13 protein-coding genes and 1 pseudogene are annotated in these 15,792 nt (G+C 59.5%); 4 read left to right on the forward strand and 10 right to left on the reverse strand.

All coding sequences use genetic code 11. The features are described from left to right. A pseudogene (locus tag F4V60_RS11445) lies at nucleotides 1-474 on the reverse strand (IS3 family transposase); the annotation flags it as partial. Between the two features lie 280 nt (nucleotides 475-754). On the opposite strand from F4V60_RS11445, the gene F4V60_RS11450 reads away from it, so the two are divergent. Next, a complete protein-coding gene (locus tag F4V60_RS11450; protein WP_075730696.1) occupies nucleotides 755-2,125 on the forward strand; it encodes a DUF5129 domain-containing protein in 1,371 nt (456 codons plus the stop codon). A gap of 11 nt (nucleotides 2,126-2,136) precedes the next feature. On the opposite strand, the gene F4V60_RS11455 is transcribed toward F4V60_RS11450, so the two are convergent. From F4V60_RS11455 to F4V60_RS11480, 6 genes are all read right to left on the reverse strand, one after another. Further along, nucleotides 2,137-2,745, reverse strand: coding sequence for a three-helix bundle dimerization domain-containing protein (locus tag F4V60_RS11455; protein WP_075730697.1), 609 nt, complete (start codon nucleotides 2,743-2,745; stop codon nucleotides 2,137-2,139). Between the two features lie 241 nt (nucleotides 2,746-2,986). Continuing rightward, the gene (glf, locus tag F4V60_RS11460; RefSeq protein WP_075730698.1) at nucleotides 2,987-4,183 is read right to left on the reverse strand and encodes a UDP-galactopyranose mutase; all 1,197 of its coding nucleotides are present in this window, start codon (nucleotides 4,181-4,183) and stop codon (nucleotides 2,987-2,989) included. Between the two features lie 48 nt (nucleotides 4,184-4,231). Then, a complete protein-coding gene (locus F4V60_RS11465; RefSeq protein ID WP_075730699.1) occupies nucleotides 4,232-5,068 on the reverse strand; it encodes an HAD family hydrolase in 837 nt (278 codons plus the stop codon). Between the two features lie 45 nt (nucleotides 5,069-5,113). Next, nucleotides 5,114-6,697 carry a glycerol kinase GlpK gene (glpK, locus tag F4V60_RS11470; RefSeq protein ID WP_075730700.1) on the reverse strand — a complete coding sequence of 528 codons (1,584 nt, stop codon included), beginning with the start codon at nucleotides 6,695-6,697 and terminating at the stop codon, nucleotides 5,114-5,116. Between the two features lie 40 nt (nucleotides 6,698-6,737). Beyond that, nucleotides 6,738-7,475, reverse strand: coding sequence for an MIP/aquaporin family protein (locus F4V60_RS11475; RefSeq protein ID WP_075730701.1), 738 nt, complete (start codon nucleotides 7,473-7,475; stop codon nucleotides 6,738-6,740). A gap of 88 nt (nucleotides 7,476-7,563) precedes the next feature. Beyond that, the gene (locus tag F4V60_RS11480; RefSeq protein ID WP_075730702.1) at nucleotides 7,564-9,258 is read right to left on the reverse strand and encodes a glycerol-3-phosphate dehydrogenase/oxidase; all 1,695 of its coding nucleotides are present in this window, start codon (nucleotides 9,256-9,258) and stop codon (nucleotides 7,564-7,566) included. A gap of 391 nt (nucleotides 9,259-9,649) precedes the next feature. On the opposite strand from F4V60_RS11480, the gene F4V60_RS11485 reads away from it, so the two are divergent. Continuing rightward, nucleotides 9,650-10,921 carry an MFS transporter gene (locus F4V60_RS11485; RefSeq protein ID WP_075730703.1) on the forward strand — a complete coding sequence of 424 codons (1,272 nt, stop codon included), beginning with the start codon at nucleotides 9,650-9,652 and terminating at the stop codon, nucleotides 10,919-10,921. A 306-nt stretch (nucleotides 10,922-11,227) separates the two neighbouring features. Here F4V60_RS11485 and F4V60_RS11490 read toward each other — a convergent pair whose 3' ends face one another. After that, nucleotides 11,228-11,620, reverse strand: a complete 393-nt coding sequence (locus F4V60_RS11490) for a hypothetical protein (RefSeq protein WP_141256045.1) — start codon at nucleotides 11,618-11,620, stop codon at nucleotides 11,228-11,230. 878 nt (nucleotides 11,621-12,498) lie between these two features. Here F4V60_RS11490 and F4V60_RS11500 point away from each other — a divergent pair. After that, nucleotides 12,499-13,080, forward strand: coding sequence for a nitroreductase family protein (locus F4V60_RS11500; RefSeq protein WP_075730705.1), 582 nt, complete (start codon nucleotides 12,499-12,501; stop codon nucleotides 13,078-13,080). Nucleotides 13,081-13,104: 24 nt separating this feature from the next. Here F4V60_RS11500 and F4V60_RS11505 read toward each other — a convergent pair whose 3' ends face one another. Together F4V60_RS11505 and F4V60_RS11510 are read right to left on the reverse strand one after the other, a co-directional pair. Then, entirely contained in the window at nucleotides 13,105-13,923 is an 819-nt protein-coding gene (locus F4V60_RS11505) for an ABC transporter permease (protein WP_075730706.1), read from the reverse strand. Between the two features lie 2 nt (nucleotides 13,924-13,925). Next, complete coding sequence (locus F4V60_RS11510) at nucleotides 13,926-14,903, reverse strand: ATP-binding cassette domain-containing protein (RefSeq protein ID WP_075730707.1); 978 nt, start codon at nucleotides 14,901-14,903, stop codon at nucleotides 13,926-13,928. A 110-nt stretch (nucleotides 14,904-15,013) separates the two neighbouring features. Here F4V60_RS11510 and F4V60_RS11515 point away from each other — a divergent pair, with 110 nt between their 5' ends. After that, the gene (locus F4V60_RS11515) at nucleotides 15,014-15,790 is read left to right on the forward strand and encodes a TetR/AcrR family transcriptional regulator (RefSeq protein ID WP_075730708.1); all 777 of its coding nucleotides are present in this window, start codon (nucleotides 15,014-15,016) and stop codon (nucleotides 15,788-15,790) included. Nucleotides 15,791-15,792 lie beyond the last annotated feature (2 nt).

Here is a 15,792-nt window from a genome sequence, read left to right on the forward strand (position 1 = left end):
TTGCGTTTCTTGGTGTAGCCGAACAATTTCAACGACCGCATCACCCGAGCAACCCGCTTATGATTAGCCGGCTCATGACCTGCTTGGTCTTTCAGCTCAGCAGTGATGCGTTTAACCCCGTAGCAACCTTGTTCTGTGGTGAATACAGCCTTAACTCGGGCACCGAGGATAACATCACTGAGCAGGCGTCTCTTCCGCGAAATATTTGGCCGCCTTACGCAGGATATCTCGTTCTTCACGAAGAAGTGCGTTCTCCCTTTTGAGCTGGCGGTTTTGTTCGACAACGGATACTGCTGTGGCCGCATTGTTGTTACGTGTGGACGCAGTGGACCCGTACTTGGTGATCCCGTTTTTCAGTGTGACTCGATTGATCCCAAGATCGGTGGCAATCTTCTGAATCGAAGCACCGTCGGAATTCTCGTACAATGCGACCACGTCACGGCGGAACTCCTTAGAGTAGGTCTTGCTTGGCATGATGTGGAGATTACCTTTCGTTCCCAAAAAGTTGGGATATCAGGTGTCTACCAAACGGGGGTCAGGTCCGTAACAGAAGTTGGGCTATCGGATAGCGGTTTGGGGTCTATCCGAAAGCGGTGTTGTTAGTTCTCCTGTTCTTTTTGGTTTACCAGACCTTTCGACAGGAATTGACGCTTCCTGGCGAGGAGAAAAGGCAGGTTGTCCTTAGCCGAAGATGGCGTGCAGGCATAGGCCGCCGCAAGAGGCGTTACGGTCAATTTCTTTATACTGGGAGGGCATGAGATTACTTCCCATCGCCTCCACCGTTCTCTTCGTCGGGTTAGCTGCCCCGCTTGCAGTGGCTGATGTCCCGGCCTCGCAGGTGCGCATCGACGATCAGGCAGACCTGCTCAGTGATGCCGAGGAGGCAGAGCTAGCTGAGGCCACTGCCCAGGTCACGCTCCCGGCAACGGTCACAGACGTGGATTTTCTCACCTTTGCCAGCAATGATGAGAACTTGAATGACACGGTGCGTTTCTACGCGGGCAGCCACGGGATGCAGGATTCTGAGGGCGAGAAGTACGCCGATGGTCATCTCATCGTGGCAATCGGAATGGATCCGCGCGGCATGGGGGTCTACGCCGGGGAGGATGTGGCCGATGACCTCAACTTGCGCTCCGATGAGCGGATCGCCGGAGTGGTAGACGCCATGCGCCCGCTTCTCCAGGATGAGAAGTGGAAGGACGGGATGCTGCGCGGCGTGCAGGCTGCAGCGGATACCGATCTTGTATCGGAATCCTCCGGTGGCAGTAGCAATGCCGGCTTGGTCGGGGGAATCCTCGCCGGTGGTGCGGGGATTCTCGGCGTGGGCGGTGTCGCAGTGGCGGTGGTAGTAGGCCGCAAGAGCAAAACCAAGCAGGCCCGCGAGGACTATGAGTTCATCCTCGCCCACCACGGCGATATGGCGCAGCGCCTCGATGAGATTGATGTGCGCGCGCACTCACTTAGCTCCCCGCTGGCCAATGATTCCCTGCGCAAGGAGTGGAAAGAGATCCAGGAGAACTTCCTCGCTGCCCACGAGGAGGTCACCCGGCTGGGCTCCTTGAGCACGAGTTCCTCCGATAAGGAGTTCCGCGAGCACGCAGGAGAGCTAAGCACGGCGCGCGCCGCGGTGGAGGCGGCGATTAATGCCGAGACCAACCTAGAGCAGCTGGCGCGGATGGAGCATGGGGATCCGGAGGTACGCAGGCGGGAGCTGACCACGCTGCACTCCGATGTGTTGGAGGCCGTCACTCAGTCCGAGGGCGAGCTCAATGAGCAGTTGACTGCCCTTGATGAGCGCGTGCTTGAGCTGCGCGAAAAGCTAGACGCACCAGAGTTTATGGATTCCTTCGCCGCCATCTTGGCGGACTACCGAGTACTCATTGATGAGCTCACGGATAGGCTTTACGCTAAATCGCAGGCAGAGCGCAGCGAGGACCACCGGGTAGGTGGCCTGGGATCGGCCGCCTGGCATCCAGGCGTGGGCACCTATTATGTACCCTTCTACACCACGAATGCCTGGTACCAGGCCGATGTGGAGAGCGCACAAGCCGCCAGCTCCAGCAGCGTCAACACTGGCTATTCCAGCGGTGGCTTCTCTGGGGCCGGCGGCTCGGGCAAGTTCTAGGCGCAGGAGGCTTAAGCCTCTACCGCAGCGCCTTCGCGGACCGGGTCGATGCCCAGGCGGTTGAGCATGTAGAGCACACGGGCCTCTAGGTCATCGGCCAACTCGCGGGTGGCCTCGAGGTCATCGGCGTTTTCGATGTCCCAGATCTTGACGTCCTTGCCCGCCTCATCGCGCTCGAGATGGCGGCCGAGGTAGACAATATAATCCGGCATGGCCACGGTGCGAACCTCATCGAGGTAGCGCTTGCCTGGCTCCAGCATCCCGCGCTCGTGCAGGACGTGGGCCATGTGGCCCTCTTCGCTGATTTCCGGGTGGGTGGCGGCGGCGTCGACTACGAGTGCCTCGCCGGCGTGCTTCTTGGTCAGGGCCACTGCCGCTTGGGCGAGGGCTACCTGGGAGCCGGCGACGAAGCGCACGTGGATGCGGTGGTCGCCGAAGTGCTCCTTGAGTTCGCGCTCCACCATGACAGGAACGAATTCCTCGAGGTTCGCGCTCTGGGAATGCTTAGCGATGACCTCGTCCGTCTTGCGGTTGATTTCCGCGGCGGAGTACTCGTGCCCATAGGCGCGGTGCAGATCCTCACGGATGACGTCAAAGCGGCGTTTGTTGATGTTAATCATCTCTAGCTCACCTTCTCACTTTCTCTTGTTAACCTTTAGTTAACCGTAGCACATTGCTGAGAAATGCAAATGGTGGGCACGCACCCAATATTTAATTTGCTACAAAACTGCAGGTGTAGGCACTTTCCAGAAACACAAAAGGCGGACAGGGGTTGTTCCCCTGGCCGCCTTCCGGCTTACATTCGGACGCAATTAACTTGGCGTTAACCTTGCTGCATCAATCTTGCAGCTTCCGCACTGCCTAGTGCCCGCGCTCCTGCTCGAGCGGCTTGCCCTCGTTCCACCACGGGGCAAGCTTGTTATCGAACATGGTCAACGCCGAGGCGATGGCCATGTGCATGTCTAGATATTGGTAGGTGCCCAGGCGCCCGCCGAAGAGGACATGATTGTCCTTGGCCTCGGCGGCGGCGCGGCCTCGATAAGCAGCGAGCTTGCTGCGGTCCTCCGGGGTGTTGATGGGGTAATAGGGCTCGTCACCCTCCGCCGCAAAGCGCGAATACTCCTTCATGATGACCGTCTTATCGGAGGGGTACTGGCTGGCACGCTCGGGGTGAAAGTGGCGGAACTCGTGGATGCGGGTGTAGTCCACGTCCGCATCGTTGTAGTTCATCACCGGGGTGCCCTGGAAGTCACCGGTGTCGAGGACCTCGAGGTCGAAGTCCAGCGTGCGCCAGCCCAGCTCGCCCTCGGCGAAGTCGAAGTAGCGGTCCAGCGGACCGGTATAGACCACGGGAGCCTCCAGCGACTGGGCGCGCAGGTCCTCGCGAACCTCGAACCAATCCGTGTTCAGGCGCACCTCAATACCTGGGTGATCAGCCATGTTCTTGAGCCACTGGGCGTAGCCCTCGCGCGGCAGGCCCTCGTAGGTGTCGTTGAAGTAGCGGTTGTTGAAGGTATAGCGCACCGGCAGGCGGGTGATATTGCCCGCCGGCAGCTCCTTGGGATCGGTCTGCCACTGCTTGGCGGTGTAGTCGCGGATGAAGGCCTCATAGAGAGGCCGTCCGATGAGGGAGATGGCCTTTTCCTCCAGGTTCTGCGCCTCATCTGCCGAGAACTCGCCCGCCTGCTCCTTGATGAGCTCGCGTGCCTCATCCGGGGAGTAGTAGCGGCCAAAGAACTGGTTAATAAGGCCCAGCCCCATGGGGAACTGGTACGCGGTGCCATCGTGCATGGCGAAGACACGGTGCTGGTAGTCCGTGAACTCGGTGAACTTGTTGCAGTATTCCCACACGCGCTGATTGGAGGTATGGAAGAGGTGCGCGCCATACTTGTGCACCTCGATGCCGGTCGTGGGCTCGGGCTCCGAGTAAGCGTTGCCGCCTAGGTGGTTACGGCGCTCCACGATGAGCACCTTCTTGCCCAGCTGAGAGGCAGCACGCTCGGCTACCGTCAGCCCGAAGAAACCCGATCCAACAACAATGAGGTCATAAGAAGTCATGCGTTCCACCATATTGCAGCCGCGGGTGCTACGAGGTTAAGGCACGGGCTAAAACCAGTTTTCCAACACTCGCCCGACGCCGCTTTCGCGGTTGCTCAGCGCGATCTCATCCGCGGCTTCCTTAACCGCGGGGGCGGCATTAGCCATGGCATAGCCCCGGCCGACCCAGCGCAGCATCTCAATATCATTGGGCATATCCCCAAAGGCGATTGTTTCCGCGCGGTCGATGCCGTGGTGCTGCGCCAGCCACTGCACGCCGTGTGCCTTGGTCACCCCTGCCGAGGCAACCTCTAAGATGCCATCATCCATGGAGTAGGTAATGTGCGCGACGTCTGGATCGATGAGCGGGCCGACGGCCTCGAACATCTCCGCCGAGCTTAAGTGCGGGTTGCGCAGCAGCAGCTTGGAGGCGGGACGGGCCACCACATCCTCGAGGGTAAGAACGCCGAAGCCATCAAAGACCGCGTTATCGGAATAGCTCGGGTCCACCACGAAGAGCTCGTTGACCGGGTCTTGGGGGGTATTGCCTACGCGTTCAGCACCCACAGAGACCCCGCCGGAGGAGCTCAATGCACCTTGAGCCAGCGTCACAACATCGTGGAGAACTTCTGGCTTCAACTCATAAGACTGCACCACGCGGTCTTGGAAGGAATCGAAGATGACCGCGCCATTGGAGGTCACGCAGATAGGCCGCACGGGAAGCTGATCTAACACGGGCCGAATCCAGCGATAGGGCCTACCCGTGGACAGGGCGAAGATGGCGCCACTGGCTACTGCGCGCGCGATGGTCTCGCGGTTGCGCTTGGTTACCCGGTGGTTGGCGTCCAATAAAGTGCCATCAATATCGCTGGCGATAAGCCGCGGCGCAGCCAGTGAAGTAGTCATAACTCACCAGTCTAGAGCCGCGGCCGCAATTGGGCGCGACGAAGGCTAGACCTCGATCTCCGTGTCGGCGTCATCCTCCCACTCCAGGGAGCGCTTCACGGCGCGGCGCCAATCCCGGTAGAGCGAATCTACCTCTTCCTTTTCCATCTTGGGCTTCCATACGTGCAGGTCGCCGCGCTGTTGGCCGAGGACCGAGAGATCATCCCAGAAACCGGCATCGAGGCCGGCGGCAAAGGCTGCGCCAGTGGCGGTGGTTTCCACGTCCTTGGGCCGGTGTACTTCCACGCCGAGGATATCGGCCTGGAACTGCATGAGCAGCTCGTTGTGGGTCATTCCGCCGTCCACACGCAGTTCCGAGATCTCCACACCAGAGTCCGCAACCATCGCATCCGCGACGTCGCGAGTCTGGTAGGCCGTGGCCTCCAGCACCGCGCGCGCGATGTGGTTGCGGTTGGCAAAGCGAGTCAGGCCCACGATGACGCCACGGGCATCGGGGCGCCAATAGGGGGCGAAGAGGCCGGAGAAGGCAGGGACAATATAGACACCGCCGTTGTCCTTGGCCGCGCGCGCCATGTTCTCAATCGAGGCGGAGTTCGGGATGATTTGCAGGTTATCGCGCAGCCACTGCACCAGCGAGCCGCCCATAGATACCGAGCCTTCCAGCGCGTAGATGGGCTTTTCGCCCTCCCGCTGGAAGCACACGGTGGTCAGCAGGCCGTTCTCGGAGAACTTCGGAGTGGTGCCGGTATTGAGCAAGAGGAAGAGGCCAGTGCCATAGGTATTCTTCGCAGAACCCGGACGGAAACATCCCTGACCGAACATCGCTGCCTGCTGGTCACCCAGAATTGCCCGAATGGGAACCCCGGACAAGGAGCCACGCTCACGGACCCTGCGGAAGTCACCCAGCGAGGGGCGAATCTCCGGCAGCATGGACATGGGGATGTCCATGGCCTTGCACAATTCCTCGTCCCACTCGAGCTTTTCGATGTCCATGAGAAGCGTACGCGAGGCATTGGTGACGTCGGTGGCGTGCAGGGCCGGTTCACCGTCATCACCCTCGACGCCGCCGGTGAGGTTCCACAGCAACCAGGTATCGATGGTGCCGAAGAGCAGATCGCCCTTCTCCGCCCGCTCGCGCGCACCCTCCACGTTGTCGAGGATCCACTTGACCTTGGGGCCGGCCGGGTAAGAGTTGATGATGAGACCGGTGCGCCGGCGCCAGGCATCCGGGCCATCGGCCGCGGAGAGTTCCTTGCAGATATCGGAGGTACGAGTGTCCTGCCAGACAATGGCGTTGTAGACCGGCTCGCCGGTGTTCTTATCCCAGACCACGGTGGTCTCACGCTGGTTGGTAATGCCCACGGCGGCGATGGAGTGGATGGCAATATCGGCCTCTGCCAAGGCTGCACCCACCGAGTAACGGGTGTTATTCCAAATCTCCTGCGGGTCATGCTCGACCCAGCCCTTCTCGGGGAAGATCTGCTCGTGCTCGTATTGGCCTACCGAAACTTGGTTGCCGTCATGGTCGAAGATGATGCAGCGCGTCGAGGTGGTGCCCTGATCGATTGCTACGACATACTTCTTCTCGGTCTTCTTCTCGGCGTCGTTGCCAGCTTCTTTAGGTGTCATTTCACTTCTCCTTTTTCTTCTTGCTTCTGATTGTTTCTACTTAGAGGACCACCGACAGTGTTCCCACTGCAACGGCCGCGGCAAGAGGAGCCACGATTGGCACCCAAGCATAGGACCAATTCGCGCTGCCCTTGTCCCGAATGGGAAGGACGAAGGCGTACATCAGGCGCGGGCCCAAGTCACGTACCGGGTTGATGGCATATCCCGTGGGGGTTCCCAGGGACAGGCCGATGGCCACGACGACGAAGGCGACACCGAAGTAGGTCAGCGGGCCGAGCTCACCGCCGGCAGGTCCGAAGGCGATGAACATCAAGAGCACGCTCGTGCCGATGAACTCGGTGAGAGCATTCCAGCCGTTCTTAGGGTGAGCAGGGGCGGTGAAGAAGATGCCGCCGGTCTGCGCGTTGGCGCCGGTGACGTTGCCTTGCTCGTCGAGATTATTGGCGTCGAAAAGCTGCTTGAAGGCGGCCCAGACCAAGATTGCGCCGACCATCGCGCCCAGCAACTGCCCGGCGACGTAGTAGCGAACCAGTCCCCACTCGAGCGAGCCATTCACAGCGAACAGTAGCGTCACCGCCGGGTTGAGGTGCCCGCCACTGGGATCCGCCACGCTGGCGCCAATGAATACGGCCATGCCCCAACCGAGGGCGATGACGATCCAATCCGATCCGCGAGCGCCAGAGGTGCGCAAGGTGACCAGCGCACACGCGCCGTTACCTAGGAGGAGCAGCAGGGCTGTTCCGAGGAACTCCCAGGTAAATGCGTCTAAACCTGTCATGGAATACATTCCTTCCACGGTCGTGGCCGTATCTGTGTGAGCGGCCCTGACTTATGCCAGGGCCGAGGGCGGGGAAGTGCCTTAAGGTTTAGGCGTTAACAACAATGTCGTTGGCCTCGCGGTCCGTCAGTGCCTTTTCTGCGGCGAGTTCCGCCTCAGTGCGGCTGCGGAAGAGCTCGACCTCAGCCTGTTTTTCCTCCTCGCTCCAGCCCACCAGCGGCGCGATGAAGTCCGCCACCGGGGAGGCGCAATCGAGACCGCGGTGGCCGTATTCGATGGAGATGCGCAGGCGGCGGGCCAGGACATCCTCTAGGTGCAGCGCGCCCTCGTGCGTGACGGCGTAGCGGGCCTCGGCCCACAGGTAGCCCGGGGCCGCAGGAATGGGCTCTAGCAGAGACTTCTCCTCGGAAGCGGGCGCCAAGACCTCGTCGATGAGGGATCCATAGCGTCCCAGCAGGTGGGTGATGATGTGCTCGCTGACCCCATAACGCTGAGCCAAGAGCGGGACCTGGTTGGCCAGCGCGTGATAGCCCGCAGCACCCAGGATCGGCGTCTTCTCCGTCACGGATTCGGCGACGGTGCCCGGCAGCTCCTCGGCGGCCAGGTCGACGGCGTCCTTACCGATCACGCGGTAGGTGGTGTACTTGCCGCCGGCAACGGAGACCAGTCCCGGCGCGATGACGGCGACGGCGTGGTTGCGCGAGAGGTTCGAGGTGGAATCGGACTTGCCCGAAAGCAGCGGGCGCAGGCCCGAGTAGACGCCCACGATGTCCTCGTGGGTCAGCGGCGTGCGTACGCGCTGGTTGACTTCCTCGAGGATGTAATCAATATCGGCGGCGGTGGGCGCGGGATCAGGCAGGGAGAGGCCGCGCTCCCAATCGGTGTCAGTGGTGCCGATGATCCAGTACTCGCCCCAGGGAATAACGAAGAGGACGGATTTTTCCGTGACGAAGCACAGCGCGGCATCCGCGTCGAGGCGCTCCTTGGGCACGACGATGTGCACGCCCTTGGAAGCATGGACGGTGAACCTGCCCTCTGCTCCGGCCAGCTGCTGGATCTTGTCGTTCCATACGCCGGTGGCGTTGATGAATACCTTGCCGCGCACGGTGGCCTCGCGCCCAGTAGCGTTGTCACGCACGCGAGCGGCGACGATGCGTCCGCGCGCGTCCTTGTCGAATCCGATGACCTCCGTGCCGGTGCGCACGGTGGCCCCGTACTCGGCGGCGGTGCGCAGGACGGTCATGGTGTGGCGGGCGTCGTCGACAAGCGTGTCGTAGTAGCGCACACCACCAACGACGGCATCCTCCTTGAGCCCCGGCGCGACCTTGAGCACGCCGCGTCGCGTGAGGTGCTTTTGCTTGGGCACGCTTTTTGCTCCACCCATGAGGTCATAGAGGGTGAAACCGCCGAACATCATCACGCGCTCCCACACGTGGTGGGTGAGGGGGAAGATGAACTTCAACGGCTTGACTAGGTGCGGGGCCAGGGTCGACATGTTGAGCTCACGCTCGTGGAGGGACTCAGCCACGAGGCGGAAGTCCAGCATGGCCAAGTAGCGCAGTCCACCGTGGAACATCTTGGAGGAGCGCGAGGAGGTACCCGCGGCGAAGTCACGGGCCTCGATGACGGTGGTCTTCAGCCCGCGCGTGGCGGCGTCGACCGCGGATCCCGCACCCACGGAACCGCCGCCGATGATGACCACGTCATGATCTTCTTCCTCGTAGCTATTCCAGACGGATTCGTAGTATTCGGGATTGAAATGTTGCCTGCTGACCTGTGCCATGTTCGGATTCTTCCCTTTCTGGGCTCATTTGTGGGCCCTTTTTTGGGCCCACTTCTCGGCCCGTGGCCATACCCAGGGTATAGGCCACAGCAACAACTTCAAAGTGGCGCTACTCACACGTAACTTTCGGTAGCGTAACCTGCATGGAGACAATCGACGCCCCCACCAACACCCATTTTTCACCCCCATCAGGGTGAGCAAGACCATACGTTGGCGCAAGCAAATGACTCACAAACACGCAGCTCTCCCCACCGCACGTCAACCAGATAGATCTACCCAAGCCAGCAAAGTGCCCGTAACATACCTACGAAAACCACAAAAGTAGAAAGAGCCAGCGCACAGTGTTTAAAGCCCTCAGTTTCCGGAGTGTCCGGAGTGTCCGGAATCTCGCATGACCACCGAAACCGCACCATTTGTTGCCGCCCAGAAAGCAGTTCAGAAACGCACTCTCGCCGTACTAGCGACAATGCAGGTGATCGGGACCATCGGCGTCGGCGTCGCGCCCTCGATTGGCATCCTCGTCGCCGATGAACTCACCAATAACGAGGCCTGGGCCGGGCTCGCCCGCACCTCCAGCACCCTAGGCGCTGCTCTCATGGGCGTGCCTTTTGGCCTCCTTGCGGCGCGGCGCGGCCGCCGTTTCGCTCTCAGCACCGGATGGTGGACCGCGGCCTGCGGCAGTGCGCTCCTCGTTCTCGCCGTTTCGCAGCACTTGGTGGCCTTGCTCTTCTTCGGGTTATTCCTCATGGGGGCAGGGTTGGCGGTCAGCCTGCAGGCGCGCTTCGCGGCCACAGACCTCGCCGATGTTCGCCATCACGGGCGCGCACTCTCCCTCATCGTCTGGGTCGGCACCATAGGCTCCGTTTTAGGCCCCAACCTCGCTGTCCCCGGGCGCTACATCACCAACGCGACGGGACTGAGCCTCTATGCCAGTGCTTTTGCGATAGCGGCGCTATGCATGGCTATGGCCGGTGTCATTTCCTTCACTTTCTTGCGCCCGGATCCATTGCTCGAGTCACTGAAGCACTCCGCCGCCGCTCGCCCCTTGGCCACTCCACTTTCCCAAAAAGAAGCCTTTGGCCAGGTATTTACTGAGCTACGCATCAACCCCGGTGCCCGCTATGCGGTTCTCGCCATCGTCTCCGCACACATCGTCATGGTGGCAATCATGACGATGACGCCGGTGCACATTACCCACCACGGCGGCTCAGTAGAGATCGTCGGCATCACCATCAGCCTCCACGTTCTCGGAATGTATGCTCTCGCCCCGCTCGTCGGCCAACTCACTGACCGGTGTGGTCACCGCATCACCATTGTCATCGGCGTTCTCATCTTCTTTGCCTCACTCCTCGCCGGAGTGTTCAAAGCAGAAGACTTTGGATGGATCGTATTCTCCCTGATCCTGCTGGGGCTGGGCTGGTCCTTCGTCAACGTCGCCGGCTCGGCCTTGTTCAGCTCCGTGGTATCCGCACAGTCTCGCACTGCGGCACAAGGCGGCGTCGATGCCCTATCCAACTTCTGTGGCGCCTTCGCCGCCTTGATATCGGGGCCACTGCTCGCGCTGACGTCTTTCCCCGTTCTGTCCATTTTCGGAATGCTCGCGCTAGTTCCGCTCTTGCTCCTCGTCCTGACGCGCTCCCCACAGATTCCATCGCGTCCGTGATTCACCGGTGCCACTGCCCTACGAGGTTTGAGACATACGCGTGGAGACTGCCTTTCCTTAACAGAATGTCGGGATATCAGGTGTCTACCAAACGGGGATCAGATCTTACAGAATTTATCTAAATGCTAACAGAGGCAGAAAACGGAGAACCTCCTCCAGCCCCTTCGAACTGCCTCAGCGTGCAATGGTGCAGACGGTACCCCTTCCAATGGGCTTGCCCACAAGTATGACCGCTACTACACCTACCCACCCCTGCTATCACAAGCACCCGCTACTAAAACCCTGGCTGCGACAGCAAACTGGATGCTAGTGCAGAATGATGTGCATCGGAGAGTTGTTGATTATGGAAGTCTTGGCTTCTAGAACAGTACTTGTAGAGGAGATCTCAACGGGGGAGCTCTTGCATCTCAGTTTTCTATCATCAAAAAAGCGGTAGCTAAATCCGACCGTGGGCACTCCTCCATTTCTTACCAGAGCTTTGTTTCTTCCCCACTTGCAATTGCTTATAAACCCATCGCACTCAACACGTGGGAACGTGAAAATGTAGTGGAACCACCGTGTTCCCCATACCGGTTCAAAAACCGTGTGGATTTCACGATACTCTGCAGTTTTTTCTATGTTGTCTTCGTCTTCCAATTCTTTAAACCCTTTATCAACAGGAATGTTCAAGGCAGAGATCACAGCAGCAACTATCGCCACCTTGCCAATCGTACGTCCACGGCATCAGCACCGGGGAAGATTGTGGGTGCCGATAATGCTTACTCGCAGACTCGGAAAAGGTTCGTGTACACCGCTTTTGTTACCCACGTGTTCTCTCACTGCGTTGTCGGGTGCGAGCTGCCAGAGAATCGATACGTACTGAAGCTTAGCCACTGCAATCTCTCAACCAAGCGCTTGTGTGCTCGAAAGGGATAACGGGTCTGATTCACCACCGCGACCACAGTTGACAGACCATCTGCTCTGGGGCCGGTCTGCTCGTTCCAAGTCGCAGCATTCCCATCGCATTGCAGGAAGGCAGCCTATCCAGAAAGACACTTCGGGAATTGCGAGGGGCAACGCACCGACAGACATCAAGGCCCGACCCCCAGTTCTACAACTCGACACTTTTTACAGCGGACCTGTGTAGCTAGACTCGAAGATCACGATGTTGAAAGGACAGACTGTGCTCTATATGATTCCCGGATTGCTAGCTGGGGCCGCCTTCTACTTCATCGTCTCGGCGAGCAACTGGTTCGCTTGGAAAGTATCTTCAAAGAAGTACCGGCTAAAGGCATATGGCCTACTGTTCATCCATTGTCTTGCCGCTATCGCATTCAGTATCTTCCTTGCGTTCCCAGGGGGTGGTGGGAACTGGGCAACCCACCTGCAGATCAGTGGATTCTTGCTGGCTGGATGCGTCCTAAGTTTCATTAACCGCTAGAGGCCCTCCAGATTCCACTGCTGTGTGGATTAAACCCTTGCAGTGGCTCGCCGCCGCGCCCTAACATAGCTCTGTTTGAGTGCACGGCTTTCTCTAGAGGCGAGCCTGCTTAGAAACGTCCCGCAAAACACCACAGAACAGGAAGAGAATTAAAGCAATGAGCTTGTCAGTAATTGAGGCTATTGAATCGCGCCGCTCCACCCGCAAGTACACCGACGAGATCCCCAACGCCGAGCTCATCGATAGGGTGGTTAAGCTTGCCCTCGAGGCACCCAGTGCTTTTAATGCTCAGCAAAGGGAGATCGTCGTGGTCACGGATCCGGATGTCAAGCAGGCGCTTTTCGATGCCTCCCATCAGCGCCAGTTCCTCGACGCCCCGGTTGTCTTCGTTGCGGTGGCACGGGCGGAGAATGATCCCAGCGATCTAGATGAGATCCTCGGGAGCGAGCGTGCCGCCCGCGTCGAGGGATTCCTCCATGGGCGCGACTTACAGGCCGCGCGCGAGGCTTCTTTGAAGGACGCCAGCCTCGCCGCCGCGTTCTTATTACTGGCAGCACAGTCCGAGGGGCTGGGCACCAGCCCGACGACCGGCTGGGATGAGGAGAAGGTCAAGCAGGCCCTCGGCATCGGCGGGCGCGCCGACCGAGCCATCGCCCTCATCATCGCCGCCGGCTTTCCAGCCGAGCATCCGCAGCACCCGGGCCGGTTGGATAATCGCCGCATCGACAACAGCTACTAGATCTACCTAATCCGGCCCCGCGTTTCACTGTCCTCCTCTACGGAACCTCCTCGCCGCAATCGGAAGGAAGATCAAGGTCAGCAAAAGTGGCCATGCGATCGCCCCAGCTAGGGCGTATTCACCCGCCAAGCTCTGCGTCTGCCACGTTGCAGACCCCAGTAGATCCCGCACGGCACTGGCAGTTGCCGATACCGGGTTGAGCTCGGCTAGCGCTCCCAACCACGCGGGCATTGTAGCGGGGTTGACAAAGACGCTGGAAAAGAACGCGATGGGCCACACCAAAATCTGTATATAGGCGACAGATTCGACCGACTTCGCGCCGTAGCCGATGTAGAGCCCAATCCACAGCATCGCGAACCTGAATAACATCAGGATTATAAAAGCGAGGAGAACTCTTCCGAGAGTGGTATCGGGGCGCCAGCCAATCAGCAACGCAAAGGCCACCATGATGGCAAGCGTGATGAGAGAACTAATCATGTCAGCGATGCAGCGACCGAGCACAATGGAGGCCGCATTAATGGGGAAGGAACGGAGCCGATCGTTGACGCCGCGTGCCGCATCAGCTGCAGCTGTCAGCGTGGTCCCATCCAACCCAAAGAGCATGGTCACGGCAAGCATTCCGGGGATCAAGAACTCCGTGTAGCTTACTTGCGCGGGAAGGGTCAGCGCCCCGCCAAATAGTCCTAGGAACAGGACGGTGACGAACACCGGGAATAGCCAGTTAGTCACCATCACACTGATCTGGGACTTCCACGACCGCATCACACGGACCGTGATGATCCAGGCCGCATCCCAAACACTGGGAGGCTGGACTGACTCCTGCGTGAGTATCTTTAGCGTCATGGCTAGTTGCTCTCCTTGTCCTTAGTGAGAATCGAGGGATCAGGCGTGCCACCCGTGAGCTTAAGAAATACTTCTTCCAATGAAGGCTTGCGCAGTGTGACTTCCTTCGGCGAGAGCCCTTGCTCGGTCATGGCGTGCAGGCTCGCCCCGAGTACGTCCGGGTCGGGAGCAGGAAGGGAAACCTCGAGCCTCCTCTCATTGATCTCAGCCTTGAAATCAATGGTCTTGAGCTCTACGAGTGCGGCCCTCGCATCCGCTTCTGTGTCGAAGCATAACCGAATCACCGCAGGCCCGACGATGTCTTTGAGCTCTTCAGACGTACCTTGAGCGACAACCTCGCCACGCGAGAGAAACACAACCTGATCCGCGAGCTGGTCTGCTTCCTCCAAGTACTGGGTTGTCAGCAAGATGGTTGTGCCCTCGCTAAGAAGCAAGCGCAGGGATTGCCACAGGTCACGTCGAGCCGCTGGGTCAAGGCCCGTTGTCGGCTCATCGACGAAGAGAACATCTGGACGGAAGATCATGCTAGCCGCGAGATCGAGCTTGCGCCGCATTCCACCCGAGAATCCCCGCACCGTCCGATCAGCTGCCTCGACAAGGCCAAACTGTCGAAGCAACTCTCCAGAGCGCGTGGCTGCGCCTCCTCGACTGAGTCCCCGGAGCCGACCGAATAGCATCAGGTTTTGCTCGGCTGTGAGCTGCTCGTCCACGGCCGCCGTCTGCCCGACCAAGGCGATATGGCTCCGCACCTGCTTAGCCTCAGTCTTCAAGTCGTAGCCCGCGACGCTCGCTCGGCCACGATCAAATCGCAACAGCGTTGCCAGCCCGCGGACCGCGGTGGTCTTGCCGGCACCATTCGGCCCCAGCAGGGCCACTACTTGGCCTTTTTCGACTTCCAAACTGAGATCTCGTAGCCCTACTTCTCCCTTTTTGGTGCGGTAGGACTTCCCTATTCCTTCGGCCTCGATTGCTAGTTTCATTCCGCACCTCCCGTATTTTACAGCGTACGGTACACCGTATCACATAATGTTATACGGCGTACAGTACTGTAGAATCCGACTAGCATCAAGGCTTCAAGGAAGGGAAAGAAATGGTCGAGCGCACGGGAAACGGTGACCCGTTGCAAAGCCTTGCGCTGCTGTGGCGCACCAATGTCAAGAAGGGGCGCTCAGGGTTGACACTCGATGCGATCATCGACGCTGGGATCGCCATTGCCAACGAGTCCGGAATTGACGGACTCTCGATGCGCAAGATTGCGGAGAAGCTCGGTGTCAGTGCAATGTCGCTCTATGCCCATGTTCCCAGCAAGACGGAGCTGATCGATCTCATGGTCGATCACGTCAACGGAAAGGTCTACCCAGATGCGGAAAGCCTTCCGCCGGAGTCCGGCTGGCGAGCTGGCCTAGAAGTGGTCGCAGAGCGAAACTGGAAGCTTCTGTCCGATCACCGCTGGCTGAACGACGTTGACACTGTTCGCCCGCCCCTAGGGCCGGGCACCACCGGAAAATACGACATCGAACTAAAGCCGTTGGTTGGAAGTGGGCTTGAGGATGTAGAGATTGACCAAATCCTTACACTCGTCCTTGAGCACGTCAAAGCAGCTGCGCGCCTCTCATCCGCGGTTGCAGCAACCAACGAAACAACTGGAAACAACGACCAAGAATGGTGGAGCGTCGCTGGGCCTGTCCTCACGGCCCTGATTGATCCTGCGAAGTACCCTCATGCCTCGAGGATTGGCATGGCCGCCGGCCAGGAATATGACTCGGCTGTCGATCCGGACCGCACCTATGCATTGGGGCTGCGGACGATACTCGATGGGGTGGAGTGTCTAATCCTTCAGAAGAACGAGAAGAACCCGGAATCCTGAGC

The organism is Corynebacterium flavescens (assembly GCF_008693105.1).
Lineage (GTDB): Bacteria > Actinomycetota > Actinomycetes > Mycobacteriales > Mycobacteriaceae > Corynebacterium > Corynebacterium flavescens.

What these genes read in the sequence shown, in the direction of transcription:
- F4V60_RS11485 (WP_075730703.1), top strand. Translation starts at nt 9,650, where the DNA reads ATGACCACCGAAACCGCACCATTTGTTGCCGCCCAGAAAGCAGTTCAG.
- F4V60_RS11480 (WP_075730702.1), bottom strand. Translation starts at nt 9,258, where the DNA reads ATGGCACAGGTCAGCAGGCAACATTTCAATCCCGAATACTACGAATCC.
- F4V60_RS11455 (WP_075730697.1), bottom strand. Translation starts at nt 2,745, where the DNA reads ATGATTAACATCAACAAACGCCGCTTTGACGTCATCCGTGAGGATCTG.
- F4V60_RS11500 (WP_075730705.1), top strand. Translation starts at nt 12,499, where the DNA reads ATGAGCTTGTCAGTAATTGAGGCTATTGAATCGCGCCGCTCCACCCGC.
- F4V60_RS11475 (WP_075730701.1), bottom strand. Translation starts at nt 7,475, where the DNA reads ATGACAGGTTTAGACGCATTTACCTGGGAGTTCCTCGGAACAGCCCTG.
- glf (WP_075730698.1), bottom strand. Translation starts at nt 4,183, where the DNA reads ATGACTTCTTATGACCTCATTGTTGTTGGATCGGGTTTCTTCGGGCTG.
- F4V60_RS11465 (WP_075730699.1), bottom strand. Translation starts at nt 5,068, where the DNA reads ATGACTACTTCACTGGCTGCGCCGCGGCTTATCGCCAGCGATATTGAT.
- F4V60_RS11450 (WP_075730696.1), top strand. Translation starts at nt 755, where the DNA reads ATGAGATTACTTCCCATCGCCTCCACCGTTCTCTTCGTCGGGTTAGCT.
- F4V60_RS11505 (WP_075730706.1), bottom strand. Translation starts at nt 13,923, where the DNA reads ATGACGCTAAAGATACTCACGCAGGAGTCAGTCCAGCCTCCCAGTGTT.
- glpK (WP_075730700.1), bottom strand. Translation starts at nt 6,697, where the DNA reads ATGACACCTAAAGAAGCTGGCAACGACGCCGAGAAGAAGACCGAGAAG.
- F4V60_RS11515 (WP_075730708.1), top strand. Translation starts at nt 15,014, where the DNA reads ATGGTCGAGCGCACGGGAAACGGTGACCCGTTGCAAAGCCTTGCGCTG.
- F4V60_RS11510 (WP_075730707.1), bottom strand. Translation starts at nt 14,903, where the DNA reads ATGAAACTAGCAATCGAGGCCGAAGGAATAGGGAAGTCCTACCGCACC.